Genomic DNA, 26,025 nt, shown 5'->3' with positions numbered 1-26,025 from the left:
CGAGCGGGCTATGGGCGTACCGCGCCGGCCTTCCTAGATTCCGGCGCGTACACCCACGCGGGTGGGTGCTCGAGCCGAGGAGCCGGACCATGACCCCACGTCGACGCCGCCACCTGATCGGGGGCCTGCTCGGCTCCGCGGCGCTCGCCCTGACCGGACCCGCCGCGCTCGGCCCCGCGTCGGCCACCACCGCAGGGGGAGCGGCCGACGACGGCGGGACCGCCTGCCTCGGCATGGCGACGACCCCCGGGGTCGCCGTCTCGACCGACCCGTCGACCGGTGTCACCACCTTCACCGGCACGTCCGGCGACGACGTCATCGTCGGCACCACGGGCAAGGACACGATCCGGGCCGGCGCCGGCGGCGACGTGGTCTGCGCCGGCCCCGGTGACGACACGGTCTACGGCTCGACCGGCGACGACGTGCTGCGGGGCCAGGCCGGCGACGACCGGGTCTACGGCCAGGCGGGCGACGACACCGTGCACGGCAACGACGGGAACGACGTCGTCCGGGGCAACGACGGCGACGACCACGTTCTCGGCGGCATCGGCAACGACACCGTCGTCGGGGGCAAGCAGAGCGACGTCTGCAACGGCGGGCAGGGCACCGACCGGGCACGTACCTGCGAGACGCTGATCGGCTTCCCGTAGGCCTCCTTGCAGAAGCCGGTCGCCCCGAGGGGCAGGAGTTCCGTAGGCTTCCTACGGTCCCGGTCCACCGGGGCGACTCGGTTCGTTGAGGGAGGCAGGCCTGTGCCCACGGGGAAGGTCAAGTGGTACGACGCGGAGAAGGGCTTCGGCTTCCTCTCCCGCGAGGACGGCGACGACGTCTACGTCAACGCCTCCGCGCTGCCCGAGGGCACGACCACGCTGAAGAACGGTGCCCGCGTCGAGTTCGGAGTCGCCCAGGGGCGCCGCGGCGACCAGGCGCTGCAGGTGACGCTGCTGGAGTCCGAGAGCGTGGTCGCCAACCAGCGGTCCGCCCGGTCGGCGCAACGGTCGGCCCAGCGCAAGAAGCCGGAGGAGATGGCCGGCATCGTCGAGGACCTCATCAAGCTGCTCGAGGGCGTCTCCGAGGGCTATCAGCACGGCCGGCGCCCCGACGCCCGCACCGCCAAGCCCACGGCGAAGCTGCTGCGGGCGCTGGCGGACGAGCTGGACTGATTCCGCGCTTCGCGCGGGTGCTGGCGCGGGGTCGCGCCGGGCTCGGTGACCCGGGTCGTCGTCGGGGCTGCGTCGGTGCGGGCCGCGTCGCTGGTCGCCGTGTCGGCGACGCGGCCTCCTGTGGTTCGGGCCGGCGTGCCGCCACGCCTCTTTTACGCTCCTTCGGCCCGCACCGCCTCCGCCCCGCACCGTCCCCGTCGGCCTCGCTGGCGCTGGGTGGGGGAGGGGAGCGGGTGACCACGGTGGTCGAGCAGTGAGCGAGCGCCAGCGAGTGAACGTCTGTCGAGACCTGTGTCCGTGGGTCGGGGTCGCGCCGGGCTCGGTGACCCGGGTCGTCGTCGGGGCTGCGTCGGTGCGGGCCGCGTCGCTGGTCGCCGTGTCGGCGACGCGGCCTCCTGTGGTTCGGGCCGGCGCGCCGCCACGCCTCTTTTACGCTCCTGCGGCCCGCACCGCCTCCGCCCCGCACCGTCCCCGTCGGCCTCGCTGGCGCTGGGTGGGGGAGGGGAGCGGGTGACCACGGTGGTCGAGCAGTGAGCGAGTGCCAGCGAGTGAGCGTCTGTCGAGACCTGCGACCGTGAGCCGGATGCTGAGACGAGCGAAGGTCAGCCGACCCGGGGCTCGGCGCGCTCGCGCGGGCGGGTGAGGACGACGTACGCGGTCCAGGCGACGATCAGCGCGGACAGCACGCCCAGGCCGACGCCTGGGCCCCAGGCGGGGTCGAGGGCGATGCCGATCGCGCCGCCGATGACCCAGGAGAGCTGGAGGAAGGTCTCCGAGCGGGCGAAGGCGGAGGTGCGGTACTGCTCGGGCGTGTCCTGCTGGATCAGCGAGTCGAGGGCGAGCTTGCCGAGGGCCTGGGCGATGCCCACGACGAGGCCGAAGATGACGGCGGTCGGCAGGCTGTAGAACACCGCGACGAGGAGCGCAGCGACGGCGTCGGCGAGCAGGACGACGACCACGGTGATCGTGGGGTTGACCCGCCGCAGCAGGTTGCCCAGCCCGAGTCCGACCGTGTTGCCGAGACCGGCGGCGCCGATGACCAGGCCGAGCAGCAGGGTCCGGCGGTCCTCCCACCCGGGGAACGGGTCCTGGTTGAGCAGGAACGCCATGTAGATCGTGAGGAACCCCGACAGCATCCGCAGGCCCGCGTTGCAGCGCAGGGCGAAGGCGACGTGGACCGGCAGCCGCAGCTTCTGGCGCTCCCCGGTGAGCGTCACCGACTTCTCCCCGGCCGAGGCGTCCGCGCGACCGGGGAGCAGGATCGCGAGGATCGTGCCCGCGGCGAAGACGACGAACGCGTAGCGCAGCGACCACTGCCCGCCCGCCAGCGCCGCACCCGCGGCCAGCGGGCCGGACACGGCGGCCCCGACGACGCCGGCCAGCGAGATCCGGCTGTTCGCCTTCACCAGGGTCATCGTGGGGGGAAGCAGCCGGGGCACGGTGGCGGCGCGGGCGACGCCGTACGCCTTGGAGGCGACGAGGCACCCCAGCGCCGACGGGTAGAGCAGGAACGAGCCCGACGCGACGGCGTCCGCCGCGACGATGCAGCACAGCCCGCGGGCGGCGAACGTCGCGCCGATCGCCCACCGGCGACCGTGGGAGAACCGGTCGAGGAACGGTCCGATCAGCGGGGCGACCACTGCGAACGGCAGCATGGTGAGCACCAGGAACAGCGCGACCGGCCCGCGCGCGCCTCCCGGGTCGGCGAAGAAGATCGTTCCCGCCAGCGAGATCGCCACGGCCGCGTCGCCGGCGGCGTTGAAGGCGTGCAGCTCGATGACCCGCGACAGCCCGGACTCACCGGCACCCTGGGCGTGGGAGGCCGTCCGGGCACGGCGCAGGGCGTACGACGCCGCGCGCCCGGTCGCGCGACCCGTCGCCGTGGCGCCGCGCGTGGTCGCCTCGGCCGCCCGCCGGGCGGTCGACTCGCCGTTGTCGTGCGGGGGCCCCTCGTGCGAGGTCTGCTCACCCTGGTCGACCCGCGGCCAGGGCGCGGTGTCGTCGTACGGGTCGGCAGGCACGTCGTCCATCCTCTCAAGTCGACGTGAGGGAGCACCTCGCCGGACGTCGGTGCTCCCCGTAGACTCGGCGGACGTGACCCCCACCGACCAGCCTGCCGCCGACGGTGCGCTCGAGCGTGCCGCTCGTACCTCCCTCGTCGCGCAGGTGGGGGCCGACGTCGTCGGTGACCACGTCCGCAGCGAGGTCGAGGCCCCCGAGGGCGCCGTGACGTGCTACTTCGTCTGCACCCAGCCCGGGTACCCGGGCTGGGAGTGGGCGGTCACCCTGGCGGGCTCGGACGAGTCCGGGGACGCCTACACCCTCGACGAGCTGGTGCTGCTGCCGGGCGCGGAGGCGATCGTGGCGCCGGCGTGGGTGCCCTACCGCGAGCGGATCCAGTCCGGGGACCTCTCACCCGGCGACCTGCTGCCCACCGACGAGGACGACGCGCGGCTGGTGCCGACCTTCCTCGCCGGCGACGACGACGAGCCCGACGACGACCGGCAGCAGCTGCGGTCGGTGGCGAAGGAGATCGGCCTGGGGCGCACGCGCGTGCTCTCCGTCGAGGGCCGTGAGCAGGCCGCCGACCGGTGGCTGACCTCCGACCACGGGCCCGACAGCCAGCTGGCCAAGCAGGCGCCGCACTCGTGCTGGTCCTGCGGCTTCCTCGTACGACTGGCCGGCCCGCTCTCCGCGAGCTTCGGCGTCTGCGCCAACGAGTTCGCCAACGACGACGGCCGCGTGGTGTCGTACGGCCACGGCTGCGGCGCCCACTCCGAGGCCCAGCTGCGGACCAAGCAGCTTCCGCTCCCCGTCCCGGACCCCGTCTTCGACACCCTCACCCCCGAGGACCTCGAGCGGTTCTGAGCGCTCGCGGCGCGGTCAGCCCAGCGGCGGCGGCTCGCCGTGCTCGATGCGGTGGCGGCGCCGGCGGCGGCAGTAGTCCACGCCGGCGAGACCGAGGCCGAAGCCGGCGACGCAGGTCCACAGCCACCAGGTGTGACCGTCCTCCTTCAGGCGCCCGTAGAACGGCAGCAGGAGGACGAAGCCGAGTGCCCACAGCGCCGTACCGACCGCGACCGTGCGCACGCCGTCGACGTCGAGCGGGTCGACGTCGGCGATGATGTAGGTGCGCTTCCCGATCTCGTGGGTCTGCACCTGCTCCTCACCCTCGGTCACGCCCGCAGTCAACCACGCCGTGCGCGCACGCCGGGTCTCGACGGGGCCCCTGGGGCTCACTGGGCGGGCACCCGTCACACGTTCGTCACGAATCCGTGGTGGGATGCGCACTCGTGGACAGGTTCTTCAAGATCGCCGAGCGTGGCTCGACCGTGGGCACCGAGGTACGCGGTGGCGTCGTCACCTTCTTCACGATGGCGTACATCATCGTGCTCAACCCGCTGATCCTCGGCTTCGCCCAGGATGCCGACGGCAAGTACCTCGGTGGCGGCTCGGCCCCGAACCTCGCGGCGATCGCTGCGGGGACGGCGCTGGTCGCCGGGGTCATGACCATCCTCATGGGGGTCGTCGCCAACTACCCGCTCGCGCTGGCCACGGGGCTCGGGCTCAACGCCTTCGTGGCGGTCGCGGTCGCCACCCAGATGACCTGGGCCGACGCGATGGGCCTGGTCGTGATCGAGGGCATCGTCATCCTGGTGCTGGTCCTCACCGGCTTCCGTACGGCGGTCTTCCACGCGGTCCCTGCGGAGCTGAAGACGGCGATCTCGGTCGGCATCGGGCTGTTCATCGCGCTGATCGGCTTCGTCGACGCCGGCTTCGTCCGCAGGATCTCCGACGCCGCCAACACCACCGTGCCCGTCCAGCTCGGCCCGACCGGCACGCTCGACGGCTGGCCCACCCTGGTCTTCGCGATCGGGCTGGTGCTGGTCGTCGCGCTGTGGGTGCGCAAGGTCCGCGGCGCGATCCTGATCGCCATCGTGCTGAGCACGGTGGTCGCGATCGTCGTCCAGGCCCTGACCGACACAGGGCCGCTGAAGGACGCCGACGGCAAGGTGAACCCGCTCGGCTGGAGCCTCAACGTCCCGGCGCTGCCGGACAAGGTGGTCGCCGCGCCCGACTTCGGCACGCTCGGGCAGTTCAACCTGCTGGGCAGCTTCTCCTCGATCGGCGTGGTCTCCGCGATCCTGCTGGTCTTCACGCTGATGCTCGCCGACTTCTTCGACACGATGGGCACGATGACGGCCATCGGCGCCGAGGCGGGCCTGCTCGACGAGCAGGGCATGCCGCCGCACACCCAGCGGATCCTCGTCGTCGACTCGGTCGCGGCGATCGCCGGTGGCGCCGGCGGCGTGTCGTCGAACACGTCGTACGTCGAGTCCGCCTCGGGGGTCGGTGAGGGCGCCCGCACCGGGCTGGCGTCGGTGGTCACCGGCGTGCTGTTCCTGCTCTCGATGGTCTTCTCGCCGCTGGTCGAGGTCATCCCGAGCGAGGCCGCCGTCCCCGCGCTGGTGCTGGTCGGCTTCTTGATGATGACCCAGGTCAAGGGCATCGACTGGGACGACGTCGAGATCGCCATACCCGCCTTCCTGACCATCGTGCTGATGCCGTTCACGTACTCCATCTCCGTCGGCATCGGCGCCGGCTTCATCGCGTACGTCCTCATCAAGCTGGTCAAGGGCAAGGCGGCCCTGGTGCACCCGCTGCTGTGGGTCGTCTCGGCGCTGTTCGTCGTCTACTTCGCGATCGAGCCCGTACGCGACCTGCTCACCTGAGCGACGTCGACGGTCTCGACGCGCTCGCTGGCGCTCGCTGCTCGACCACCGGAGGTTGAGCCTGTCGAGACCACGCGCCCGAGGTGGTCGAGCCCGATCGAGCGTCAGCGAGGGAGGACGTCGAGACCACCCTGTGTCAGGCGAAATAGTTAGCCGAGGTAATGAGTTAGGCTAACGACATGACCACCCAGCGCGCCGACACCCGCTCCGGGGCCGGCCTCGCCTCGGAGCTGCGGATGTCGGTGATGCGGCTGCGGCGGCGGCTGGTGGCCGAGCGCGACCCCGGCAACCGGCTCAGCGCACGGGCGCTGAGCGTGCTCTGGGTGCTGCGCCGCGAGGGCGAGAGCACCGTGGGCCAGCTGGCCGACCACGAGCGGGTGCGCCCCCCGTCGATGACGCGCACGGTCGCCGCCCTGGTGGAGGACGGGCTGGTCTGCCGGCGCACCTCGGACGACGACCGGCGCCAGGTCCTCGTCTCCATCTCCGAGCAGGGCCTGGCCATGCTCGCCGCCGATCGTCGCCGCCGCGACGCCTGGCTCGCCCGCCGCCTGGCGGAGCTCACCCCCGACGAACGCGCCGTCCTCCGCGAGGCAGCACCCCTGATCGAAAGGCTGGCCGACGCCGACTGATGAGTCCCACGTTCCGCGCCCTGCACGTCCGCAACTACCGCCTCTACGCCCTCGGTGGCGTGGTCTCGAACACCGGCACCTGGATGCAGCGGATCGCGCAGGACTGGCTCGTGCTCCAGCTGCACGGCGGCAGCGAGGCGCAGGCGGCGACGGCGCTGGGGATCACCACGGGGCTGCAGTTCCTCCCGATCCTGCTGTTCTCCGCCTACGCCGGCCTGGTCGCCGACCGCATCTCCAAGCGTCGGATGCTCCAGCTCACGCAGGCGTTCATGGGCCTCACCGCGGGCGTGCTCGCGGTGCTCGCGCTGACCGGCGTGGCGCAGCCGTGGATGGTGTACCTCATCGCCTTCGTCTTCGGGACGGGGACCGCCTTCGACGCCCCGGCGCGGCAGTCGTTCGTCAGCGAGATGGTCGGGCCTGAGGACCTCACCAACGCGGTCGGCCTCAACTCGGCGTCCTTCAACCTCGCCCGCCTCGTCGGCCCGGCGCTGTCCGGGCTGCTGATCGCCGCCTTCGGCTCCGGGGTCCGGGCGACCGGGCTGGTGATCGCGCTCAACGCGGTCAGCTACCTCACGGTGATCCTCGCGCTGCGAGCGATGCGCGGCGCGGAGCTGACGCCGACCGCGCCGGTCAGCCGGGGGAGAGGGCAGCTGCGCGAAGGCCTCGCCTACGTGCGCGGCCGGCGCGACATCATGCTGATCCTCGCCGTGATCTTCTTCGTCGGCACCTTCGGGATGAACTTCCAGATCACCTCGGCCCTGATGGCCACGCAGGTGTACGGCAAGGGCGCCGGCGAGTACGGCCTGCTCGGGACGACCCTGGCCATCGGCTCGCTGAGCGGCGCGCTGATCGGCGCCCGTCGGACGACCCGGCCGCGGATGCGCCTGGTCGTCGGCGCCGCGCTGGCCTTCGGGGTCCTCGAGGTGGCCGCGGGCCTGATGCCGACGTACCTCGCCTTCGCGGTGCTCACCCCGGCGCTGGGGCTGTCCACCCTGCTGATGATGAACGCCGCGAACACGTACGTGCAGCTGGGCACGCAGCCGGCGATGCGCGGCCGGGTGCTCGCGCTCTACCTGATGATCTTCCAGGGCGGTACGCCGGTGGGAGCGCCCATCATCGGCTGGGTCGGCGGCACGCTCGGCGCGCGCTGGACGATGATCGGCGGCGGTGCGATCGCCGTGGTCGGGGTGCTGCTCGCCGTCGCGGTGTTCTCGGGCGGCCCGCGGCTGCGCTACCGGAGGGGCAGGCGCTCGCGCACCGGCGTCGAGGTCGAGGCCGAGGAGGCGGCGCTCGCCGCCTGACCCTCCTGCTCGACCGCGGCCCGGCAGCGCTCGATGGTGCGCTCCAGGAGGCCGACCAGCATGGTGTCGGGGTCGCGCGCCGTGGACTGCGCGATCGCGACGACGGCGGAGTGCACGATCGCCGGCGCGCCGCGCTTGGCGAACGAGTCCCGACCGGTCTCACCGATCACGCTGAACCGCCGGGCCCAGTCCCGGGCGGCGGGTACGAGGTCGAGCGCGGCAGCCGTCTCCGCGTCCATGTCGTCCAGCGGCAGGCCGTCGAGGAGGTTGAGCGTCTGCCGGCAGCGCAGCAGCCCGACGGCGGCGACCCGCTGCCGGCTGGCCGAGGCCACCGGGAGGGCGAGCAGGGCGGCGTCGCGCGCGATCTCGGCGTCGAGCCGGGGTGCGGTGGGTCGCAGCCCGATGACGTCGGGGATCAGCGGCACGATCCGTGCCCGGGCGTCGTCGCCCACGTGGTCGTTGACCGAGCGGGCCGTGGTCGCCAGGAGCGCGTGCGTGCACGCCGGGTGGTCCGACCACTTCTCCCCGGCCAGCCAGGAGGCCATCTCCATGAAGCAGGCGCCCTTGCGTGCCGAGCGGTGCCGACCGCGGGAGAGGACCGGCACGGTGTCGGGGACGGGGCCGACGGACGGCTCCGTGCGTGCGAACAGCGACCAGGGCGAGCGGGACGACGTGGTCATCAGACCACCTCCGAGAGCTGGGAGCGAGGAGTGCCGGTCCGCTCAGTCTGCGCTCACCGGCGGCGTACCGCTAGAGCCGCGGCAGGTTTCCCCCCGACGAGGGGCCTAGAGTGGGACGGGTGAGGAGCGTGTGGTGAACCCGAGGTACCGCCGTCTCGTCATCCCCGGTGCGCTCACCGCTCTCATCGTGATCGTCGTCGTCGCCGCCCTGCTGAAGTGAGCGCGAGGAGATGAGCGAGCCGCTGCTCCGTGCGCTGACCCGGCTGCGCGGCGTGCTCCTCGACGAGGAGCAGCTGGTGCGCGCCGTGGCCTCGGGACACCGCCGCGGCGGCGCGCCGAAGCCCCCGTGGCGGCGCGCCGAGCTGAGGTACGTCGACCTCAAGGCCGGGCGCCGGCTCCAGAGCGTCACGTTCGATGCGACCCAGTCGTTCACCGCCAACCACGCGCCGGGCGACGCGGCACGCGACGCCGTCGACGACCTGCTCGACCTCGGGTTCGGGCAGTGGGAGGTGGAGACGCTCGACGAGGTGCACCGGCTCCGGGTGAACAAGTCCGGCGAGGCCGTGGTCACCACGACGCGACGCGAGGCCGCGGAGACCGCGCCGGACCGGTCCCACGACCGGGCCAAGGACCGGCTGCTCCCCGAGGACCACCCCGTGCTGGTGGCGCTGGGCATCTCCGACGCGCAGGGCCGGGTGCGGTCCGCACGGCAGGCGAAGTACCGCCAGGTCGAGGAGTTCCTCCGGCTGCTCGACGGCACGGTCACCGCCGCGCTGGAGTCCGGGAAGCTGCGTCGCCCGACTGTCGAGGACCCGCTGCGGGTCGTCGACCTGGGCTGCGGCAACGCGTACCTCTCCTTCGCCGCGCACGCCCACCTGAGCGCCCGCGGGCTGCCCGTGCGCCTGACCGGCGTCGACACCAAGGCGCAGTCGCTGCGCCACGGCCGGGAGGTGGCCACGGAGCTCGGCCTCGGCGCGGACGACGTCGACTTCGTCCAGGGCGGCATCGACGACGCCGAGGTCGCTCCGGCGCCCGAGGTGGTGCTCGCCCTGCACGCGTGCGACACCGCCACCGACGACGCCCTGGCCCGGGCCGTCGGGTGGCAGGCGCCGGTCGTGCTGGCCGCGCCCTGCTGCCACCACGACGTCGCCGCCCAGCTGCGTCGGGCGCCGACCCCCGCTCCGTACGACGCACTCACCCGCGACGGGATCCTCCGTGAGCGGCTGGCCGACACCCTCACCGACGCGATGCGCGCCTCGCTGCTGCGGCTGGAGGGCTACCGCGTCGACGTCGTCGAGTTCGTCGGCAGCCAGCACACGCCGCGCAACACCCTGCTGCGGGCCGTACGCACCGGACGGCCGCCGCGCGAGGCCGACCGGGACGAGCTCGACATGCTCACCGAGACCTGGCGGATCAGGCCGCGGCTGGGCGAGCTGCTGGAGCGCTGACCCGGTGGTGAGGCGCCGGTGAACCCGATCGGGCCCGTCGCCGCGGTCGTCGCCCTGCTGCTGCCCGCTGTCGGTCTGCCGGCGGCGACGGGCAGCACCCGCTGCGTGGTCGGCGACCCGAGGATCGACGAGGCCAGCGGGCTGGTGGACGGCCTCGGCCCGGACCGCTCCCTGATGGTCACCGCCAACGACTCCGGCGACGCCGCCCGGGTCTTCGTGCTGGACGAGCAGTGCCGCACGGTGGGGGTGCGGACGTACGGCGGCGAGGGGACGGCCACCGACGTGGAGGCGCTCGCCCCCGACGGGCCGGGTCACGTCTGGGTCGGGGACACCGGCGACAACACGTCCTCGCGCGACGAGATCGTCGTGCGCCGGGTCGCCGTCGGTCGCGGTGACCGCACCGAGCGGGCGACGTCGTACCGCCTGGTCTACCCCGACGGCGCCCACGACGCCGAGACGCTGCTGCGGGACCCGCGCAGCGGACGCCTGTACGTCGTCACCAAGCAGCTGCTCTCCTCGCAGGTGTACGCCGCGCCCCGCACGCTCGACGCGCAGCGGCCCAACCGGCTCGCGCCCGTCGCGCGGGTCTCGCTCACCCCGACCGACGGGGCGTTCCTCGCCGACGGCAGCCGCGTGGTGCTGCGCGGCTACGGCACGGCCTCGGTCTACGCCGTCCCCGGCTGGCGACTGCTCGGCGCGGTCGAGCTGCCGAAGCAGCCGCAGGGCGAGTCGCTGTCCGTCGGGCCCGGTGACCGGGTACGGGTCGGGTCCGAGGGGGTGCGGCAGCCGATCCTCGAGGTGCGGTTGCCGGGCCGGCTCACCGGGTCACCGACGGCCCGTAGGGGCGATGTGCCGACGGCCGCCGACGGGCAGGATCGACACGTGAGCGAGCAGAACGGCTGGACGTTGCCGGCCCTCGGTTCGGGACTGGTCGTTGTCGCGGGACTCGGGTGGGTGCTGCGCAGGCGGGGCCGCTGAGGTGGTCCGGTTGCGGACCGTCTCCCCGCGCGATCCCGGGTGGACCCGGAAGCGGTCGGGGCGCGGCTTCACCTACCTCGACCAGCACGGCGAGCGTCTGGCCGGGGAGGACGTCGCACGGATCAAGGCGCTGGTCATCCCACCGGCCTGGGAGAGCGTGTGGATCTGCCGCGTCCCCAACGGCCACATCCAGGCGGTCGGCACCGACGCCGCTGGGCGCCGCCAGTACCTCTACCACCCCGACTGGAGGGTGCAGCGAGACCGCGAGAAGTTCGAGCGGGTCACCCGGGTCGCCGAGCGGCTGCCGGCGGCGCGTGCCGCGCTCCTCGAGCACCTGGCGGTCGAGGGGATGCCGCTCACGCGGGCGGCGGCCGCCGCCGTACGCCTGCTCGACCTCGGCTACTTCCGGATCGGCAACGACGTCTACGCCGAGCACGAGTCGTTCGGGCTGACCACGCTGGAGAAGCGGCACGTGAGCCGCTCCGGCGACCTGCTCGTCTTCGCGTTCACCGGCAAGTCGGGTGTCGAGCACCGCATCGAGATCGACGACCCGCTGGCGATCGCGGCGGTCGAGTCGATGCGACGCCGGCGCGGCGGCAGCGAGCGGCTGCTGGCCTACCAGGAGCTGCGCGAGTGGCTCGACCTCGACTCCTCGCTGGTCAACGACTACCTGCACACGGCGGTGGGGGAGGAGCTCAGCGCGAAGGACTTCCGCACCTGGCACGCCACCGTGCTCGCCGCGGAGGCCCTCGCCCTGACCGAGGAGCCCGGCGACACGAAGGCCTCCCGCAAGCGCGCGGTGAGCGCGACGATGAAGCAGGTGGCGGCGTACCTCGGCAACACCCCGACCGTCGCGCGCAGCTCGTACGTCGACCCGCGCGTGGTGGACCGCTACGAGGACGGGGTCACCATCGGCGACGTCGTCCGCCGGGAGTACGACGACGCCGCCGCCCGGCAGTCCGCGCTGGAGGAGGCGCTCCTCGCGCTGCTCGCCGACGCCTGACCCGGTGCCCGACGTCGGGCGGTCTCGACGCGCTCGCTGCTCAACCACCTGGGGCGGTGGGTGGTTTCGACGCGCTCGCTGGCGCTCGCTGCTCAACCACCTCGGGGTGCGCTCGCTGGCGCTCGGTCGGGGCCGATCACCTGGAGCGCGGTGGGTGGTCGAGCCGATGCGAGCGCAGCGAGCGAGACGTCGAGACCACCCGCACCGGCCGGCCGACCTCAGTGCGCGGCGGCGCTCACCGTCTCGGGGACCGCGCCGACCGCGGCATCGCCCGACGTACCCCGCACCCGCGGGATCAGCGCGATGATCGCGACACCGACGAACGCGGCGACGGCACCGATGACGAAGCAGACCTGGAACGCCCCCTCCGAGGGCACCTGCACGGGCCCCAGCGCAGTGGTGGAGCTGGTGAGGATCGTGCCCATCAGCGCAGCCGCGACGGTGGTGCCCAGCGAGCGCATCAGCGTGTTGACGCCGACGGCGGAGGCCGCCTCGCGCGGCGGGGTCGCGTCGAGGATCAGGGTGGGCATGGCGGCGTACCCGATGCCCACGCCCGTCGAGATCACGATCACGGCGATCATCAGCTGCCACGGCGTGCCCATCAGGGCCAGCGCGACGAGGTAGCCGGCGCCGAGGACGCTCGCGCCGACCATCAGCGTCACCTTGGCGCCGATGGTGTCGATCAGCCGGCTGGAGACGGGCGAGAAGATCATCATCATCAGGCCGCCGGGCGCCATCCACAGGCCGGCCTGCAGGATCGTCTGGCCGAGCCCGTAGCCGAGCTGGTCGGGCAGCTCGAGCAGCTGCGGCACGACGATGGACATCGCCATCATCCCCATGCCGATCGCGACGGCGGCGAGGTTGGTCAGCAGCACGGGGAGCCGTGCGGTGCTGCGCAGGTCGACCAGCGGCTCGCGGGTGCGCAGCTGCATCGCGCCCCAGGCCACCAGGACGACGAGCCCACCGACGAGGAAGCCGATGGTCCGGCCGGATCCCCAGCCCCAGGTGCTCGCCTTGGACAGCCCGACGAGGAACAGCACCAGGCCCAGGGCCAGGCCGACCGCGCCACGGAGGTCGAAGCTGCCCGGCTCGGCGTCGTGGGTGTGCGGGACGAGGACGGCGACGGCGACCAGCACGAGGGCGGCGACGACGGCGGAGATCCAGAACAGCAGGTGCCAGTTGCCGACCTGCACGATCCAGGCCGACAGGGGCAGGCCGATCGCTCCCCCGACACCGAGGGTCGCGCTCATCGCGGCGACGGCGGTCGACGCCATCTGCGGGGGTACGACGGCGCGCAGCAGCGCGATGCCTACCGGGATGAAGCCCATCGCCAGACCCTGCAGGCCACGTCCGACCAGCATCGGCGCCAGCGAGCTGGACAGCGCCGCGACCACCGAGCCGACCAGCAGGAGCACGGTGCTGCCGATCAGCACCCGCTGCTTGCCGACCATGTCGGCCAGCCGGCCGCTGATCGGCATCGTCACCGCACCGCACAGCAGCGTGATCGTGACGACCCAGGCGGTGTTGTCCGCCGTCGAGCTCAGCAGCCTGGGCAGCTCGCCCTGGATCGGGATGACCATCGTCTGGGTCAGGGCGGCCATCAGGCCGCCGAAGCAGAGGGCGGCGACGGTGGCGACCGGGTGGGTCGCGCGGGTCTTCTGTCCGGGCACGTACGGCTCCTGGGTCTCGGGCGGGAGGCGGGCCGGATCTCCGACCGTGAGCGACGATAGACCCATGTGGCACTCGGTGCCAATCGGTGCGTCGAGTGTCACAACTGCTATCGTTCGTCCGGTGACCGAGACGACGCTGCGCGACCACGCGCGCGCCGGCGTGCGCACGGAGGTGATGCGGCGGGCCTGGGAGCTGTTCGCCGTCCAGGGGTACGACGCCACCACGGTCGACCAGGTCGCCGAGGCGGCGGGGATGTCGCGACGCAGCTTCTTCCGCTACTTCGAGGGCAAGGACGAGCTCGTCGCCGCCCAGCTCCAGGAGTCCGGCGAGGACCTCGCCGCGGACCTGTCCGCCCGACCGGTGGGCGAGCCCGCGTGGAGTGCGCTGCGCGCGGTCCTCCAGGGGTCGGCGCGTCGCTCGGAGGAGAACGCCGACGCCTCCCGCGCCCTGCAGCGGATGCTCGAGGACGAGCCGTCGCTGCGCGGTGCCACCGAGTCGCGGCGGCACCACTGGTCGGACGTGCTCGTGCCGGCCGTCGCCGAGCGGCTGGGCGTCCGCGCCGACGACCCCGCTGCGGCGGCGGTCACGCTCAGCGCGCTCGCCTGCTACGAGGTCGCCCGCCACGCGTGGGCGGCGCCCGGGTGCTCGACACCGCTCGGCACCCTGCTCGACCGGGCGATGGAGGCCGTCGCGCCGCTCGGGGCCTGAGGCGCGCACACTGGCGCTCATGGACCTGACCGCCACGCAGGGCGACATCACGACGCAGTCGGTGGACGCGGTCGTCAACGCCGCCAGCAGCGCGATGCGCGGCGGCGGTGGCGTCGACGGCGCGATCCACCGTGCCGGCGGACCCGCGGTGCTCGCCGACTGCGAGAGGCGCTTCCCGCACGGGCTCCCCACGGGGCAGGCGGGCTGGACGACCGCCGGTGAGATGCCCGCGCGCTGGGTGATCCACGTGGTCGGCCCGAACTACGCCGCCGGTCAGCGCGACCGCGCGCTGCTGGTCTCGTGCTACGCCAACGCGCTGCGCGTGGCCGACGAGGTGGGTGCCCGGACGCTGGCCGTCCCGCTGGTCTCGGCAGGGGTGTACGCCTGGCCCTTCGACGACGCCGTGGCGGCAGCGGTCGACACCCTGCGTCGTACCCCGACCGAGGTGGAGAGCGCCGTCCTCGTCGGGTACGACGCCCGCGCCCACGCCGCCCTGCGCGCTGCGCTCGACAGCCGCCTCTGACCACCCCTGCGGGTCCGGTCTAGCGTGATCGTCCGTGGCGACTGAGGCGACGAGCGACAGCGGCGAGCGGGACGACCTCGCGGGTGACCAGGTCGACCGCTCGCAGCGCTGGAAGGCGCTGGCCGTGTGCCTGGTCGCGGGCGGGATGACACTGCTCGACGTCAGCATCGTCAACGTCGCGCTGCCCTCGATCCGGGAGGGCCTCGGCGCGGGTGACCGGACGATCCAGTGGGTCGTGGCGGGCTACTCGCTCGCGTTCGGAGTGATGCTGGTGCCAGCGGGACGCCTCGGCGACGCCCGCAGCCGGCGCCAGGTCTTCATCGCCGGTGTCGTGCTCTTCACGCTGGCCAGCGCCGCGTGCGGCGCCGCGCAGAGCTCGTTGTGGATCGCGCTGGCCCGCATCGTCCAGGGCTTCGGTGGCGGGATGATCACGCCGCAGACGTCGGGCTTCATCCAGAACCTGTTCAAGGGCAAGGAGCGGGGCCGGGCGTTCGGGCTGTTCGGGATGTCGATCGGGGTCTCCACGGCGATCGGGCCGCTGCTCGGCGGCCTGCTGGTGCAGCTGGGCGGCGCGGACTTCGGCTGGCGGCTGGTCTTCTACGTCAACGCGCCGATCGGCGTGATCCTCGTGCTGCTCGCCCTGAAGTGGCTGCCGAGCGTCCCGCGCGGGCCGAAGCAGTCGCTGGACCCGGTGGGCGTCGTGCTCTTCGGCATCGCGGTCCTCCTGGTGCTGCTGCCCGTCGTCGAGGGTGAGCAGGGGGCGCCGCTTTCCCAGCGGCCGTGGTGGCTGCTCGGCGTGGCGGCGGCCGTGCTCGTCGCGTTCTACGCCTGGGAGCGGTGGTGGGCCTCACGGGCGCGGGAGACGCTCGTCGAGCTGTCGTTGGCGAAGGTGCGCTCGTACGTCTTCGGGATCACGCTCGGCACCCTGTACTTCGCCGGGTTCACCTCGCTGTTCATCATCGTGACGCTCTACCTCCAGAGCGGCCTGGGCTACTCCGCCCTGCAGGCGGGCGCCACGCAGATGCCGTTCGCCGTCGGCTCCGCCGTGGCGGCGTACGTCGCCGGCCGGCTGGTCAACCGCTTCGGGCGGGCGCTGGTCGTCGTCGGCCTGATCCTCGTGGCGGTCGGACTGGTGCTCGTCGACATCGTCGTACCGCTGGTCGAGGGAGACGTCGGGCTGAAGCTGGCGCCGTTCCTGCTGCTGGCGGGGCTCGGCAGCGGCATGGTCATCTCGCCGAACGTCACCCTCGCGCTCGACGAGGTCGACAACACCAAGGCCGGGGCCGGCGGCGGGCTCCTGCAGACCGCGCAGCGGATGGGGTCGGCGGTCGGGGTGGCCGTCGTGCTGGCGCAGTTCTTCGACGAGGTGGCCGCGACGCGTGGCGACTACGGCGAGGCGATCTCGCGGTCCCTGCACACGACCGTCGGCCTGGTGGTCGTCGCGCTGCTGATCGGGCTCGTCGACCTGCTGCGCCGTCGCACCGGTGGGGACCACGAGCCGGAGCACCGGGGGGCGCCGCACCCGCACGGTCACGGCGGTGCGCACGCGGCCTGAGACCGCCTGCGGAGTGTCAGCGGCTGATCGCAGCGTCGATGAGCGCGGTCGCGGCCGACAGAGCGGCGCGGCCTGTGGCCTCGTCGTGCTCGACACGGCCGGAGGCGCCGACGCCGTCGTACACCAGCTGCAGCTGACGTCCGAGCGCCTCCGGATCGGCCGCGCCGGCCTGCCGCGCCAGATCGGCGAGCAGCTCGCGCAGCCAGGTGCGGTAGCGCTGGGTCGCCTCGCGGGCGCCGCTTCCCTCGACGGCCTCCGCACTCGCCGAGGTGAACGCGCAGCCGTGGTAGTCGGCGTCCTGCAGCCGACGGGCCTGCCGCGCGAACACGGCGACGAGCCGCTCGCGCGGGTCGTCGTGACGCTCGACCTCCTCGAGGACGGCGGCTCGGGTGCGGTCGTGGCGAGCCTCGAGGTACGCCCGGACCAGCGCGTCCTTGCTGCCGAAGGAGTTGTAGAGCGAGGCCTTCGCGACCCCGGCCCGCTCGATCACCCGGTCGATCCCCACGGTCTGCACGCCCTCGGCGTAGAAGAGCTCGTCGGCGGCGGCCAGCAGCCGGTCACGGGCGCACGGCTTCTCCGCGGCCCCGGTCGTCGTCGCTGGCATCGTCGTCTCCTCGATCGCGCCGGTCAGCCTACGACGACCCGCACGCGGGAGGTGTCCCACGCGATGTGGTCGCCGATCGACGCGACCGCCTCGTGGACGTCGGGGTAGGTCCACCCGACGTCGCTCAGGGTGTCGTCGCCGGTCACGGAGAGGTACGCCGCCTCACCCTTGTACGGGCAGTACGTCGTCGTGCTCGACGCGGTCAGCAGCGCCTCGTCGACGTCGCCGCGCGGGACGTACTGCACGGGCGGGTAGCCCTTCTCCTCGAGGGTCAGGGCCGCGGTGGTGTCGGCCAGCAGCCGGTCGCCGGCGTAGGCGCGGACCCGGCGTCCGGTGGGCTCGACGGTGATCGGGTGGGACGCGTCGGGGATCTTCACGGGGCGGCTGGTCATCTCAGGTGTCCTCTCGGGGTGGGTGCAGGAGCACAACCGGGCAGGAGCGCCGGCTATGCCGCCTCGGGGCAGCCGGCGGCCGCGGGGAGTGCCGCGCGGCGGCGGCGACGCACGAGGCCCGCCAGTGCGAGCAGGGCGAGGACCGCGACGGCGGCGGCGTACTCCACCGAGGTGGTGCGCAGGCCACCGCCGCGCGCGAGCAGGGCGCCGGCGGCCACGGCGGGCACGCCGAAGGCGGAGTAGGAGACGACATAGAGCACCGAGAGCACGCCGGCCCTCTCGTGCGGACGGGTGAGGGGGACGACCGTGCGCAACCCGCCCTGGAAGCCGGCACCGAAGCCGACCCCGGCGACCGCGGTGCCGACGAAGAACCCGACCAGGCTGTCGGCGCCGACGGCCACCTGCGTGAGCGCCACCCCGGCCACCAGTGCGCCGATGCCCAGGGTCATCACCCGGGTCGCCCCCACGTCCCGGGTGAGGACGACGGTGACCGCGCCCGACCCGGCCAGGATGAACAGGCCGAGGCCGCCGAGCACGAATGAGCGGTGTCCGGCCAGCGTCGTGACGATGGTCGGGCTCAGCGAGCCGTAGAACCCGGCGAGGGCCCAGACCGCGAGCAGCACCGGAGTCGCGGTGAGCACGGGGCCGCGCAGGCGTCGCGGGACGGCGATCTCCGGGCGCAGCGAGCGCAGGGCGGCGCGGCCGCCGCCGGGCACGCGCCCGACGCTCTCGCGCATCCAGGCGACACCTGCGAGCTGGAGCACGAAGACGGCGAGGAGCACGGCGTAGACGAGCGTGGTCGGGGCCGGGAGGAACTGCACCATGAGGCCGGCGACGAGGGCGCCGAGTGCCGTGCCGACCGCCGGGGCGGCGGAGTTGAGCAGCGTGCCCCGGGCCCGGTCGACGTCGAGGAGGGCCGCCCCGATCGATCCGAGCGCGGCGCCGGTGGCCAGTCCCTGCACCACGCGGGCGCCGGCGAGGAGGCCGACCCCGGTGGCGTCGATCAGCACGACCATCGACACCGCCTGCATGAGGAGGGCCACGGCCAGGACCGGCCGGCGGCCGACGTGGTCGGACACGCGTCCGACGACCAGCAGCGCGACGAGCACGGCGACGGCGTACACGCCGAAGACGACGGTCGTGGTCAGCGGTCCGAAGGCCCACTCCTGCTGGTAGACGGAGTAGAGCGGTGTCGGCGCGCTCGAGGCCATCAGCAGTGAGACCGCTATCGAGGCGAGCAGCGCAAGGGTGGCGGTGGCGCGTCCTCGCGAGATAGGTAGACCGGTCTGTTCACTCATGGCGACGACACTAGACCGACCTGTCTGCCGACGTCAAAGCGGCGGCACGCCGCCTGGTGACGGCAACGGCCCGGAGGTGCGACGCCGTGCCGTGCTCAGAACGCGTTGATCCCTGTCTCGGCGCGGCCGATCAGCAGCTTCTGGATCTGCGAGGTGCCTTCGTAGAGCGTCATGACGCGTGCGTCGCGCATCAGCTTCTGGACGGGGTACTCGTCGACGTAGCCGTACCCGCCGAGCACCTGCACGGCGAGGTTCGAGGCCTTGACCGCTGCCTCGGAGGCGAACAGCTTCGCCTTCGAGGCCGCGGTGCTGAACCTCTCGCCGCGGTCGGCCAGGTCGCACGCGCGCCAGTAGAGGAGCCGCGCGGCGTCGCAGTCGACGGACATCTCCGCGATCATGTCCTGCACGAGCTGGTACGACGCGATCGGCTTGCCGAACTGCTCGCGCTGGGTGGCGTACGCGACCGACTCCTCCAGGCAGGCCTGGATCAGGCCGGTGCAGGACGCGGCGATGCCGATCCGGCCCTTGTCGAGGGTCTCCATGGCGTACCTGAAGCCGGCACCCTCCTCGCCGACCATCGCGCTCTCCGGGACGCGCACGTTGTCCAGCACCAGCTCGGCGGTGGCCTGGCCGCGCAGGCCGAGCTTGCCGTGGATGGTGTTCCGCTCGAAGCCGTCGAGGTCGGTGGGCACGAGGAACGCCGAGACGCCCTTGGGGCCCTTGTCGCCGGTGCGCGCCATGACGAGCGCGACGTCGGCCCAGGTGCCGTTGGTGATGAAGATCTTCGTGCCGGAGATCAGGTAGTCGTCGCCGTCGCGGACCGCCTTGGCCTGCAGGTTGGCCGCGTCCGAGCCGTTGCCGGGCTCGGTGAGCCCGAAGCAGGCGAGCTTCTCGCCGTTGCAGATCGGGACCAGCCACTCCTGCTTCTGCTCCTCGCTGCCGTGGGCGAGGATCACCTTCCCGACCAGGCCGAGGGAGACCGACACGATGCCGCGGATGCTGGAGTCGGCGCGGCCGAGCTCCTCCATGCCGAGGGCGTACGTCAGCAGGCTGCCGCCGACACCGCCGTACTCCTCGGGGACCGAGAGGCCGAAGAAGCCGATCTCGGCGAGCTTCGGGATGATCCCCAAGTCGACCTGCTCGTCGCGGTCCCACTGCTGACGGTGGGGCACGACCTCCTTGTCCAGGAACTCCCGGGCCAGCTGCCGGAACTGGATCTGGTCCTCGTCGAGCTGCAGGTCCACGTGAAGTCTCCTCGCCTCGTTGCGCCGTCCGTGGCGAGTCTCCCACCGTGGGCCGCGCCCGCCGTCACCCCCCGGTGTGCGCGAGGAGTACGTCGGCGAACCTCGCCCAGGTGCGCGGCGGCGGGTACTCGTGGCCCACCCCGTCCAGCACGACCAACGAGGCACCCGGGATCGCCGCGGCCAGCGCCTCCCCGTGCGCGCGGGGGAAGAGCGGGTCGGCGCCGCCGTGGACGACCAGCGTCGGCGCCTGGATCCGCGTGACGTCGAGGTCGTCCCCGTCGCCGGACCCCAGCACCAGCCAGTGGTTCTCGGCCGACGCCGGGATCGCGCTGCGCTGCGCGACGCGGGCGGCGGTCCGGCGTACCCGCTCCTCGTCGAAGCCGAGCGTCCCCGCGAACGGCCGCTCCGCCTCGACCAGCCGCTCGGCCACGGCGCCGGGGTCGGACCAGTCGGTCTCCGACGGCTCCGCCTCGAAGGTCGCCGCCACCGCGGGCAGCGGTCCGGGCAGCTCGGCGTCGACTCCGCCGACCGGCGAGGTCGAGGCCAGCGTCAGCGTGGCGACCAGCTCGGGGTGGCGCAGCGCGACGGTCTGCGCGATGCCTCCGCCCATCGAGAGCCCGACGAGATGCACGGGCGACGGTCCGAGGTGCCGGGCCAGCGCGACGCAGTCGGCGTCGAGCGCGCCGCCGTCGTACGTCGGCGCTCCCGGCGGGTCGCAGCTGGACCGGCCCGTGTCGCGGTGGTCGTAGCGCACGACCCGCCGAGCGCGGTCGGCCAGGATCCGGCACAGGTCGTCGTCCCACCAGTCCATGGCACAGGCCGCGCCGCCGACCAGCAGCAGGCAGGGGTCGGCGGAGTCGCCGTACGACTGCCAGCACAGCCGGGCGCCGTCCACGTCGAGGTACTGCTCCTCAGGCTCCATGCACCGACCGACCGTCTGCGGCCGCCGAGCTCATTGGTCGTCGGTGCGTCAGGCGTCGACCTCGGACTTGTCACCGGCCCACAGCGTGTGGAAGGTGCCGTCCTTGTCGGCACGCTGGTAGGTGTGCGCGCCGAAGTTGTCGCGCAGGCCCTGGATCAGCGCGGCGGGGAGCCGGTCGCGACGCAGCGCGTCGAAGTACGACAGCGACGACGCGAACGCCGGGACCGGGACGCCGGACTCGGTGGCGGCCACGACCACGCGTCGCCAGCCGGGCTCGCCCTGCTCGATCGCGTCGGCGAAGAAGTCCTGGGTCATCAGCGTGGTGAGGTCCGGCTCGGCCTCGTACGCCTCGCGGATGCGGTCGAGGAACTTCGCCCGGATGATGCAGCCACCACGCCAGATGGTGGCCATGTCGCCCGGCGTGACGTCCCAGTCGTGGGTGTTCGACCCCTCGACGATCTGGTCGAAGCCCTGCGCGTAGGCGACGACCTTGGCCGCGTACAGCGCGTCGCGGACGTCGGAGACGAACTGCTCCTTGTCGACCTCTACCCCCGCGGTCTGTGCGGCCCCGAACTTCCCCTGCGCCGCGGCCCGCTGCTCCGCGTGGCCCGAGACGCTGCGGGCGAAGGTGGCCTCGGCGATGCCGGTGACGGGAACGCCCAGCTCGAGAGCGGTCTGCACCGTCCAGCGGCCGGTGCCCTTCTGCTCCGCCTGGTCGAGGACCACGTCGACGAACGGCTTGCCCGTCTCGGCGTCCTCGTGCTCGAGCACGTCGGCGGTCATCTCGATGAGGAACGACTCCAGCTCGCCCTCGTTCCACTCGCGGAAGATGCCGGCGAGCTCGGCGGGGGAGAGGCCGAGCACGCTGCGTAGCAGGTCGTACGCCTCGGCGATCAGCTGCATGTCGGCGTACTCGATGCCGTTGTGCACCATCTTCACGAAGTGACCCGCGCCGTCGGGGCCGACGTGGGTCGCGCACGGAGTGCCGTCGACCTGGGCGGCGATCTTCTCCACGATCGGGCCCAGCCGCTCGTAGGCGTGGTCCGACCCGCCGACCATGATCGAGGGGCCCTCGAGCGCGCCGACCTCGCCGCCGGAGACGCCCATGCCGACGAAGTGCAGGCCCTTCTCCTCCAAGGCCTGCTGGCGGCGCAGGGTGTCCTCGTAGTGCGCGTTGCCGGCGTCGACGACGATGTCGCCCTCGTCGAGCAGCGGGGTCAGCTCGTCGACCACCGCGTCGGTGGCGGCGCCGGCCTTGACCATCACGATGATCGCGCGCGGCTTCTCGATGCTCGCCACGAAGTCCTCGAGCGACTCCGAGCCGACGAAGTCACCCTCGTCGCCGTGCTGGTCGAGGAAGTCGGTCATCTTGCTGGTGGTCCGGTTGTGGACCGCGACCGTGCTGCCGTTGCGGGCCATGTTGCGCGCGAGGTTGGACCCCATCACCGCGAGCCCGGTCAGTCCGATGTCGGCCTTTGCCTGGGTGTCGTCGTTCGTCACGACAGGCGCAAGTCTCGGCGTCGCGGAGTTGTTCCTCACGGTCTCGTCACGAGTCCGCCTCGGTCTGGTCACGTCTCAGGGTCGTCTCTTCCGCTGGGCATCGCGTGGATCTAACCTCCGACTGGTCACGGTCGTGACGACGGCATCCGGGAGGCTGACCATGGCAGGACGAGGCGGTCGAGGCGTAGGCGCTTCGCTGGGGGTGGTGCTGACGCTGACCGCGCTGCTGCTCGGCGGGCTGGCGCCCGCGACAGCCGGTACGACGAGGTCCGGGGAGGCACCGGCTGCCGAACCGTCGGCCGGGGTCTTCCACCCGGTTCCGGCGCGGCGCGTGCTCGACACGTACGTCAACGCGAGCCCGGCCCGGCCGGCCCCGGGACAGGCCGTGACCACCGGCTTCGGCGGCGCCGTCCCCGACGACGCGACCGCGGTGGTCCTCAACCTGACGGTGCGCGGACCGAGGACTCCCGGCCACCTGACGGCGTGGCCGCACGGGGCGCCGCAGCCGGCCGTGTCGTCGCTGAACTTCGCCGCCGGGCAGACGGTGGCCAACGCGGTGGTCGTGCGTCCTGGCGACGACGGGACGGTCGACGTGCTCAACGGGTCGACGGGCGCGCTGGACGTCGTGGTCGACGTGACCGGCTACTTCGCCCCGCCCGCACCCGGGGCGGACCCGGCAGCGGGGCGCTTCGTCGCTGGCACGCCGGCACGCGTCCTCGACACCCGCGAGTCGAGCGGGACGGTCCCGGCCGGCGGTACGAGGTCGGTGCCGGTCGCCGGGCGGGACGGTGTGCCGCAGGCCGGTGCCTCGGCCGTGCTGCTCAACCTGACGACCACGCGCGCTGCCGCGGCGGGCTACCTCACAGCCTGGGGGGACGGCGCTCGTCCGGGGACCTCGAGCGTGGTCTTCGGTGCCGGTTCGACGACGGCGACGCTGGCGCTGGTGCCGCTCGGTGAGGACGGCCACGTGTCGTTGTTCAACGGGTCGACCAAGCCGGTGGACGTGGTCGCCGACGTCGCGGGCTACGTGGAGGGTGGCTCCGCGGCGCCTGGCGACGGATCGATCGTCCCGGTCACCCCGACGCGGTTCCTCGACACCCGCTCCGCCAAGGGTGCGCCGACCCCGGCCGCTCGGCACAGCGCGGACGTGAAGGTGCTCGGCACGGCCGGTGTCCCCGCCCGGGAGGTCTCGGCCGTCGTGGTGAGTCTGACCGCGACGCGCGAGCAGAAGCCTGGCTACCTCACGGCTTACGCGACGGGCGAGTCCTCTGCCGGGGTGTCCACCCTGAACTTCATCGCGGCCCGCACCGTCGGCAACCTCGCCGTGGTCCCCGTCGGCTCGGACGGCCGGATCTCGGTGCTCAACGGCTCCGCCGGACGTGCGGACATCGTCGGCGACGTCGTCGGGTACGTCGCACAGCCCGCCGGGTCGCAGGACCCGGCGCCGGGGCTCACCGACTGCTGGGCGGCCGGGAGGTGCGTCTCGCTGCAGAGCACCGGCGGCCACGTGGCGGCGCTCGCGACGGACGGGACCGGCAGGCACGCCGTGCCAGGTGCCACCAGCGCGGGATTCCTCTCCTGCCCCACCGCGACCTGTCAGATGCTGGAGGTCGACGACCGCCCGTCGAGGTCGTGGACGTTTCACACCCGCGCCGTCGACGGCTCCTGGACGAGTCGAGTGGTCAAGACCAACCCGCCGGCGAACCCGAACGACCCGCCGTACTACGACAGTCCGACCGTCTACACCGGCTTCACCTGCAGCGCCCTCGACGAGTGCGTCCTGGTGGGCTACTACGACGACACCGTCGTGAGGGGCGGCGAGCGGTACGTGATCAGCGGCAAGACGTTCACCGCCTCGAGCAGCGCGGGGGAGTACGGCCGCGTCGCCTGCCGCGGGGTCGGTGACTGCGTGGCCACGAAGTCCGACGGTTTCGGCTTCGACGGAGGCCTGAGCTACTTCCGCGGCGGGAGCTGGACCGACACCGACTCAACGGGTCCGGACAAGGGACATCTCGACTCGGTCGCCTGCATGCCGGGCGGTCCGTGCCTCGCGGCGGTGTACTACAACGGGACGACCAGCCCCACGCCGGTCGACCGCATCGACAGCCAGCAGGTCACCAGGATCGCGGACGTGCCGCTGCAGGAGCCCGTCGAGCTGGCCTGCTCGGCGACCGCGTGCCACGCCCTCGGGCTGGTCGACGGACGCCTCGCTGCCGCGGTGTCCGACGGCTCGACGTGGACCCGACAGGATCTCCCGAGCACGCCGCAGCGGGCCTCGGGCGACGTGCGGCAGCTGCTGTGCAGCAGGGACGACTACTGCGTGGCGCGAGGATCCGCGCCGGCCGAGCAGCTGATCTACGCCGGGGGGCGCTGGCGGACGTCGCCGTCGTACTAGCCGGTCCAGGCGCTCAGCCCAGGCGCTCCACCACGTGGTCGATGCACGCCGTCAGCGCCTCGACGTCCGCGGGGTCGATCGCCGGGAACATCGCGATCCGCAGCTGGTTGCGGCCCAGCGCACGGTAGGAGTTGGTGTCCACGATCCCGTTGCCGCGCAGCACGGCGACGACCTCGTCGGCGCTGACCGCCTCGTCGAGGTCGACGGTGCCGACGACCAGCGAGCGCAGGGCGGGGTCGGTGACGAACGGCGTGGCGTACGACGACGCCTCGGCCCAGGCGTACAGGTGCGACGAGGACGCCGTCGTGCGCGCCACCATCGCCCCCAGCCCGCCCTGGTCGAGCATCCAGCGCAGCTGCTGGTCGAGCAGGAAGTACGTCGCCACGGCCGGGGTGTTGTAGGTCTGGTCCTTGGCGGAGTTGTCGATCGCCGTCGGCAGGTCGAGCGAGGAGGGGACCCAGCGGTCGGTCGCGGCGATCTCCTGGACGCGATCCAGCGCCGCGGGCGACATCAGCGCGACCCACAGCCCGCCGTCGGAGGCGAAGCCCTTCTGCGGCGCGAAGTAGTAGACGTCGCTCGCGGCGACGTCGACCGGGAGCCCGCCCGCACCCGAGGTCGCGTCGATCAGGACGAGGGCGTCGTCGTCGGCGCCGGGGACGCGGCGTACGGGGGCCATCACCCCGGTCGAGGTCTCGTTGTGCGCCCAGGCGTAGGCGTCGACCCCCCGCTCGGCCACCGGGGTCGGCGCGGACCCCGGCTCGCTGGCGATGACGCTCGGGGCGGCCAGGAACGGCGCACGTCCCGCGGCGACCGCGAACTTGTTGGTGAACTCGCCGTACGTCAGGTGCTGGCTGCGCTCGCGGACCAGACCGAGGCACGCGGCGTCCCAGAACGCCGTCGTCCCCCCGTTGCCCATGACGACCTGGTAGCCGCCCGGGAGTGCGAAGAGCTCGCTCAGGCCCTCGCGGGCCGACCGCACCAGCGACCGCACCGGCGCCTGCCGGTGGCTGGTCCCCATGACCGAGTGCCCCGACGCCGCCAGCGCTGCGAGCGCGCCGTCCGGCACCTTCGAGGGCCCCGACCCGAACCGTCCGTCGGCGGGCTTGAGCGACTCGGGGATCACGATCGCAGCGGTCTTCGGGGCCATGCCCCCATCCTCCCAGTGCGTGACGAGGGGGTTTCGACAGGCTCGACCTCCGCCGGTGGCGGTGGTCGAGCCCGAGCGAGCCCTGCGAGCGAGGACGTCGAGACCCGGTGACGTGCGTCGGGAGCTCGACA

Annotated in this window: 24 protein-coding genes; 13 read left to right on the top strand and 11 right to left on the bottom strand. The window is 73.0% G+C overall.

The genetic code is table 11. The features are described 5' to 3' along the window. Positions 1 to 89 precede the first annotated feature (89 nt). Positions 90 to 650: a calcium-binding protein gene (locus IEX42_RS07380; protein ID WP_188779195.1), complete on the top strand. Its 561-nt coding sequence runs from the start codon at positions 90 to 92 to the stop codon at positions 648 to 650. A gap of 102 nt (positions 651 to 752) precedes the next feature. Then, positions 753 to 1,163, top strand: a complete 411-nt coding sequence (locus tag IEX42_RS07375) for a cold-shock protein (RefSeq protein ID WP_188779194.1) — start codon at positions 753 to 755, stop codon at positions 1,161 to 1,163. Positions 1,164 to 1,765: 602 nt separating this feature from the next. Here IEX42_RS07375 and IEX42_RS07370 read toward each other — a convergent pair. Next, the gene (locus tag IEX42_RS07370) at positions 1,766 to 3,184 is read right to left on the bottom strand and encodes an MFS transporter (protein WP_229660691.1); all 1,419 of its coding nucleotides are present in this window, start codon (positions 3,182 to 3,184) and stop codon (positions 1,766 to 1,768) included. A 73-nt stretch (positions 3,185 to 3,257) separates the two neighbouring features. Between IEX42_RS07370 and IEX42_RS07365 the strand changes: the two genes are divergently transcribed. After that, positions 3,258 to 4,031 (top strand): DUF3027 domain-containing protein, encoded by a 774-nt coding sequence (locus IEX42_RS07365; RefSeq protein ID WP_188779192.1) that lies wholly within the window; start codon positions 3,258 to 3,260, stop codon positions 4,029 to 4,031. 15 nt (positions 4,032 to 4,046) lie between these two features. Here IEX42_RS07365 and IEX42_RS07360 read toward each other — a convergent pair whose 3' ends face one another. After that, the gene (locus tag IEX42_RS07360; RefSeq protein ID WP_229660690.1) at positions 4,047 to 4,343 is read right to left on the bottom strand and encodes a DUF2530 domain-containing protein; all 297 of its coding nucleotides are present in this window, start codon (positions 4,341 to 4,343) and stop codon (positions 4,047 to 4,049) included. Positions 4,344 to 4,456: 113 nt separating this feature from the next. On the opposite strand from IEX42_RS07360, the gene IEX42_RS07355 reads away from it, so the two are divergent. From IEX42_RS07355 to IEX42_RS07345, 3 genes are all read left to right on the top strand, one after another. Continuing rightward, positions 4,457 to 5,896, top strand: a complete 1,440-nt coding sequence (locus tag IEX42_RS07355; protein ID WP_308422208.1) for an NCS2 family permease — start codon at positions 4,457 to 4,459, stop codon at positions 5,894 to 5,896. 179 nt (positions 5,897 to 6,075) lie between these two features. Beyond that, the gene (locus IEX42_RS07350) at positions 6,076 to 6,525 is read left to right on the top strand and encodes a MarR family winged helix-turn-helix transcriptional regulator (protein WP_188779191.1); all 450 of its coding nucleotides are present in this window, start codon (positions 6,076 to 6,078) and stop codon (positions 6,523 to 6,525) included. Further along, positions 6,525 to 7,826: an MFS transporter gene (locus IEX42_RS07345; protein ID WP_188779190.1), complete on the top strand. Its 1,302-nt coding sequence runs from the start codon at positions 6,525 to 6,527 to the stop codon at positions 7,824 to 7,826. The genes IEX42_RS07350 and IEX42_RS07345 overlap by 1 nt, the downstream gene beginning before the upstream one ends. On the opposite strand, the gene IEX42_RS07340 is transcribed toward IEX42_RS07345, so the two are convergent. Beyond that, a complete protein-coding gene (locus IEX42_RS07340) occupies positions 7,757 to 8,506 on the bottom strand; it encodes a hypothetical protein (protein ID WP_188779189.1) in 750 nt (249 codons plus the stop codon). The genes IEX42_RS07345 and IEX42_RS07340 overlap by 70 nt on opposite strands. Before the next feature lie 230 nt (positions 8,507 to 8,736). On the opposite strand from IEX42_RS07340, the gene IEX42_RS07335 reads away from it, so the two are divergent. From IEX42_RS07335 to IEX42_RS07325, 3 genes are read left to right on the top strand one after another with little or no spacing between them, the layout of a single operon-like run. Further along, positions 8,737 to 9,954: an SAM-dependent methyltransferase gene (locus IEX42_RS07335; RefSeq protein WP_188779188.1), complete on the top strand. Its 1,218-nt coding sequence runs from the start codon at positions 8,737 to 8,739 to the stop codon at positions 9,952 to 9,954. An 18-nt stretch (positions 9,955 to 9,972) separates the two neighbouring features. Beyond that, complete coding sequence (locus tag IEX42_RS07330; protein ID WP_188779187.1) at positions 9,973 to 10,932, top strand: hypothetical protein; 960 nt, start codon at positions 9,973 to 9,975, stop codon at positions 10,930 to 10,932. A gap of 1 nt (position 10,933) precedes the next feature. Next, on the top strand, positions 10,934 to 11,935 hold the full coding sequence (locus IEX42_RS07325; RefSeq protein ID WP_188779186.1) for a DNA topoisomerase IB: 1,002 nt from the start codon (positions 10,934 to 10,936) through the stop codon (positions 11,933 to 11,935). Positions 11,936 to 12,153: 218 nt separating this feature from the next. On the opposite strand, the gene IEX42_RS07320 is transcribed toward IEX42_RS07325, so the two are convergent. Then, positions 12,154 to 13,605: an MFS transporter gene (locus IEX42_RS07320; RefSeq protein WP_229660689.1), complete on the bottom strand. Its 1,452-nt coding sequence runs from the start codon at positions 13,603 to 13,605 to the stop codon at positions 12,154 to 12,156. Between the two features lie 121 nt (positions 13,606 to 13,726). On the opposite strand from IEX42_RS07320, the gene IEX42_RS07315 reads away from it, so the two are divergent. The 3 genes from IEX42_RS07315 to IEX42_RS07305 are packed head-to-tail and all read left to right on the top strand — an operon-like array spanning position 13,727 to position 16,392. Continuing rightward, positions 13,727 to 14,314 carry a TetR/AcrR family transcriptional regulator gene (locus IEX42_RS07315; RefSeq protein WP_188779184.1) on the top strand — a complete coding sequence of 196 codons (588 nt, stop codon included), beginning with the start codon at positions 13,727 to 13,729 and terminating at the stop codon, positions 14,312 to 14,314. Positions 14,315 to 14,333: 19 nt separating this feature from the next. Then, positions 14,334 to 14,837, top strand: coding sequence for an O-acetyl-ADP-ribose deacetylase (locus IEX42_RS07310; RefSeq protein ID WP_188779183.1), 504 nt, complete (start codon positions 14,334 to 14,336; stop codon positions 14,835 to 14,837). A gap of 34 nt (positions 14,838 to 14,871) precedes the next feature. Further along, the gene (locus tag IEX42_RS07305) at positions 14,872 to 16,392 is read left to right on the top strand and encodes an MFS transporter (RefSeq protein ID WP_229660688.1); all 1,521 of its coding nucleotides are present in this window, start codon (positions 14,872 to 14,874) and stop codon (positions 16,390 to 16,392) included. Positions 16,393 to 16,408: 16 nt separating this feature from the next. On the opposite strand, the gene IEX42_RS18285 is transcribed toward IEX42_RS07305, so the two are convergent. The 6 genes from IEX42_RS18285 to gnd all read right to left on the bottom strand — a co-directional run bounded on the left by IEX42_RS18285 (position 16,409) and on the right by gnd (position 22,352). Then, positions 16,409 to 16,996, bottom strand: coding sequence for a TetR/AcrR family transcriptional regulator (locus IEX42_RS18285; RefSeq protein WP_188779182.1), 588 nt, complete (start codon positions 16,994 to 16,996; stop codon positions 16,409 to 16,411). Positions 16,997 to 17,019: 23 nt separating this feature from the next. After that, on the bottom strand, positions 17,020 to 17,388 hold the full coding sequence (locus IEX42_RS07295) for a DUF427 domain-containing protein (protein WP_188779181.1): 369 nt from the start codon (positions 17,386 to 17,388) through the stop codon (positions 17,020 to 17,022). Positions 17,389 to 17,441: 53 nt separating this feature from the next. Continuing rightward, positions 17,442 to 18,686, bottom strand: a complete 1,245-nt coding sequence (locus IEX42_RS07290) for an MFS transporter (RefSeq protein ID WP_188779180.1) — start codon at positions 18,684 to 18,686, stop codon at positions 17,442 to 17,444. 95 nt (positions 18,687 to 18,781) lie between these two features. Next, complete coding sequence (locus IEX42_RS07285; RefSeq protein WP_188779179.1) at positions 18,782 to 19,930, bottom strand: acyl-CoA dehydrogenase family protein; 1,149 nt, start codon at positions 19,928 to 19,930, stop codon at positions 18,782 to 18,784. Between the two features lie 64 nt (positions 19,931 to 19,994). After that, positions 19,995 to 20,852: an alpha/beta fold hydrolase gene (locus IEX42_RS07280; protein ID WP_188779178.1), complete on the bottom strand. Its 858-nt coding sequence runs from the start codon at positions 20,850 to 20,852 to the stop codon at positions 19,995 to 19,997. 48 nt (positions 20,853 to 20,900) lie between these two features. Then, complete coding sequence (gene gnd / locus IEX42_RS07275) at positions 20,901 to 22,352, bottom strand: NADP-dependent phosphogluconate dehydrogenase (protein WP_229660687.1); 1,452 nt, start codon at positions 22,350 to 22,352, stop codon at positions 20,901 to 20,903. 205 nt (positions 22,353 to 22,557) lie between these two features. On the opposite strand from gnd, the gene IEX42_RS07270 reads away from it, so the two are divergent. Then, positions 22,558 to 24,747 carry a hypothetical protein gene (locus tag IEX42_RS07270; RefSeq protein WP_188779177.1) on the top strand — a complete coding sequence of 730 codons (2,190 nt, stop codon included), beginning with the start codon at positions 22,558 to 22,560 and terminating at the stop codon, positions 24,745 to 24,747. A gap of 13 nt (positions 24,748 to 24,760) precedes the next feature. On the opposite strand, the gene serC is transcribed toward IEX42_RS07270, so the two are convergent. Further along, the gene (gene serC, locus IEX42_RS07265) at positions 24,761 to 25,894 is read right to left on the bottom strand and encodes a phosphoserine transaminase (protein WP_188779176.1); all 1,134 of its coding nucleotides are present in this window, start codon (positions 25,892 to 25,894) and stop codon (positions 24,761 to 24,763) included. Positions 25,895 to 26,025 lie beyond the last annotated feature (131 nt).

Origin of the sequence: Marmoricola endophyticus, from assembly GCF_014644415.1 — a bacterium.
Classification (GTDB): domain Bacteria; phylum Actinomycetota; class Actinomycetes; order Propionibacteriales; family Nocardioidaceae; genus Marmoricola; species Marmoricola endophyticus.
Note: the sequence above shows the minus strand (reverse complement) of the source record. Positions and strands in the feature narration are given on the sequence as shown.

Bases quoted from the DNA above. Each gene is read 5' to 3' on its own strand.
- IEX42_RS07380 (WP_188779195.1), top strand. From the start codon at position 90: ATGACCCCACGTCGACGCCGCCACCTGATCGGGGGCCTGCTCGGCTCC.
- IEX42_RS07350 (WP_188779191.1), top strand. From the start codon at position 6,076: ATGACCACCCAGCGCGCCGACACCCGCTCCGGGGCCGGCCTCGCCTCG.
- IEX42_RS07345 (WP_188779190.1), top strand. From the start codon at position 6,525: ATGAGTCCCACGTTCCGCGCCCTGCACGTCCGCAACTACCGCCTCTAC.
- IEX42_RS07340 (WP_188779189.1), bottom strand. From the start codon at position 8,506: ATGACCACGTCGTCCCGCTCGCCCTGGTCGCTGTTCGCACGCACGGAG.
- IEX42_RS07335 (WP_188779188.1), top strand. From the start codon at position 8,737: ATGAGCGAGCCGCTGCTCCGTGCGCTGACCCGGCTGCGCGGCGTGCTC.
- IEX42_RS07310 (WP_188779183.1), top strand. From the start codon at position 14,334: ATGGACCTGACCGCCACGCAGGGCGACATCACGACGCAGTCGGTGGAC.
- IEX42_RS18285 (WP_188779182.1), bottom strand. From the start codon at position 16,996: ATGCCAGCGACGACGACCGGGGCCGCGGAGAAGCCGTGCGCCCGTGAC.
- IEX42_RS07295 (WP_188779181.1), bottom strand. From the start codon at position 17,388: ATGACCAGCCGCCCCGTGAAGATCCCCGACGCGTCCCACCCGATCACC.
- IEX42_RS07290 (WP_188779180.1), bottom strand. From the start codon at position 18,686: ATGAGTGAACAGACCGGTCTACCTATCTCGCGAGGACGCGCCACCGCC.
- IEX42_RS07280 (WP_188779178.1), bottom strand. From the start codon at position 20,852: ATGGAGCCTGAGGAGCAGTACCTCGACGTGGACGGCGCCCGGCTGTGC.
- serC (WP_188779176.1), bottom strand. From the start codon at position 25,894: ATGGCCCCGAAGACCGCTGCGATCGTGATCCCCGAGTCGCTCAAGCCC.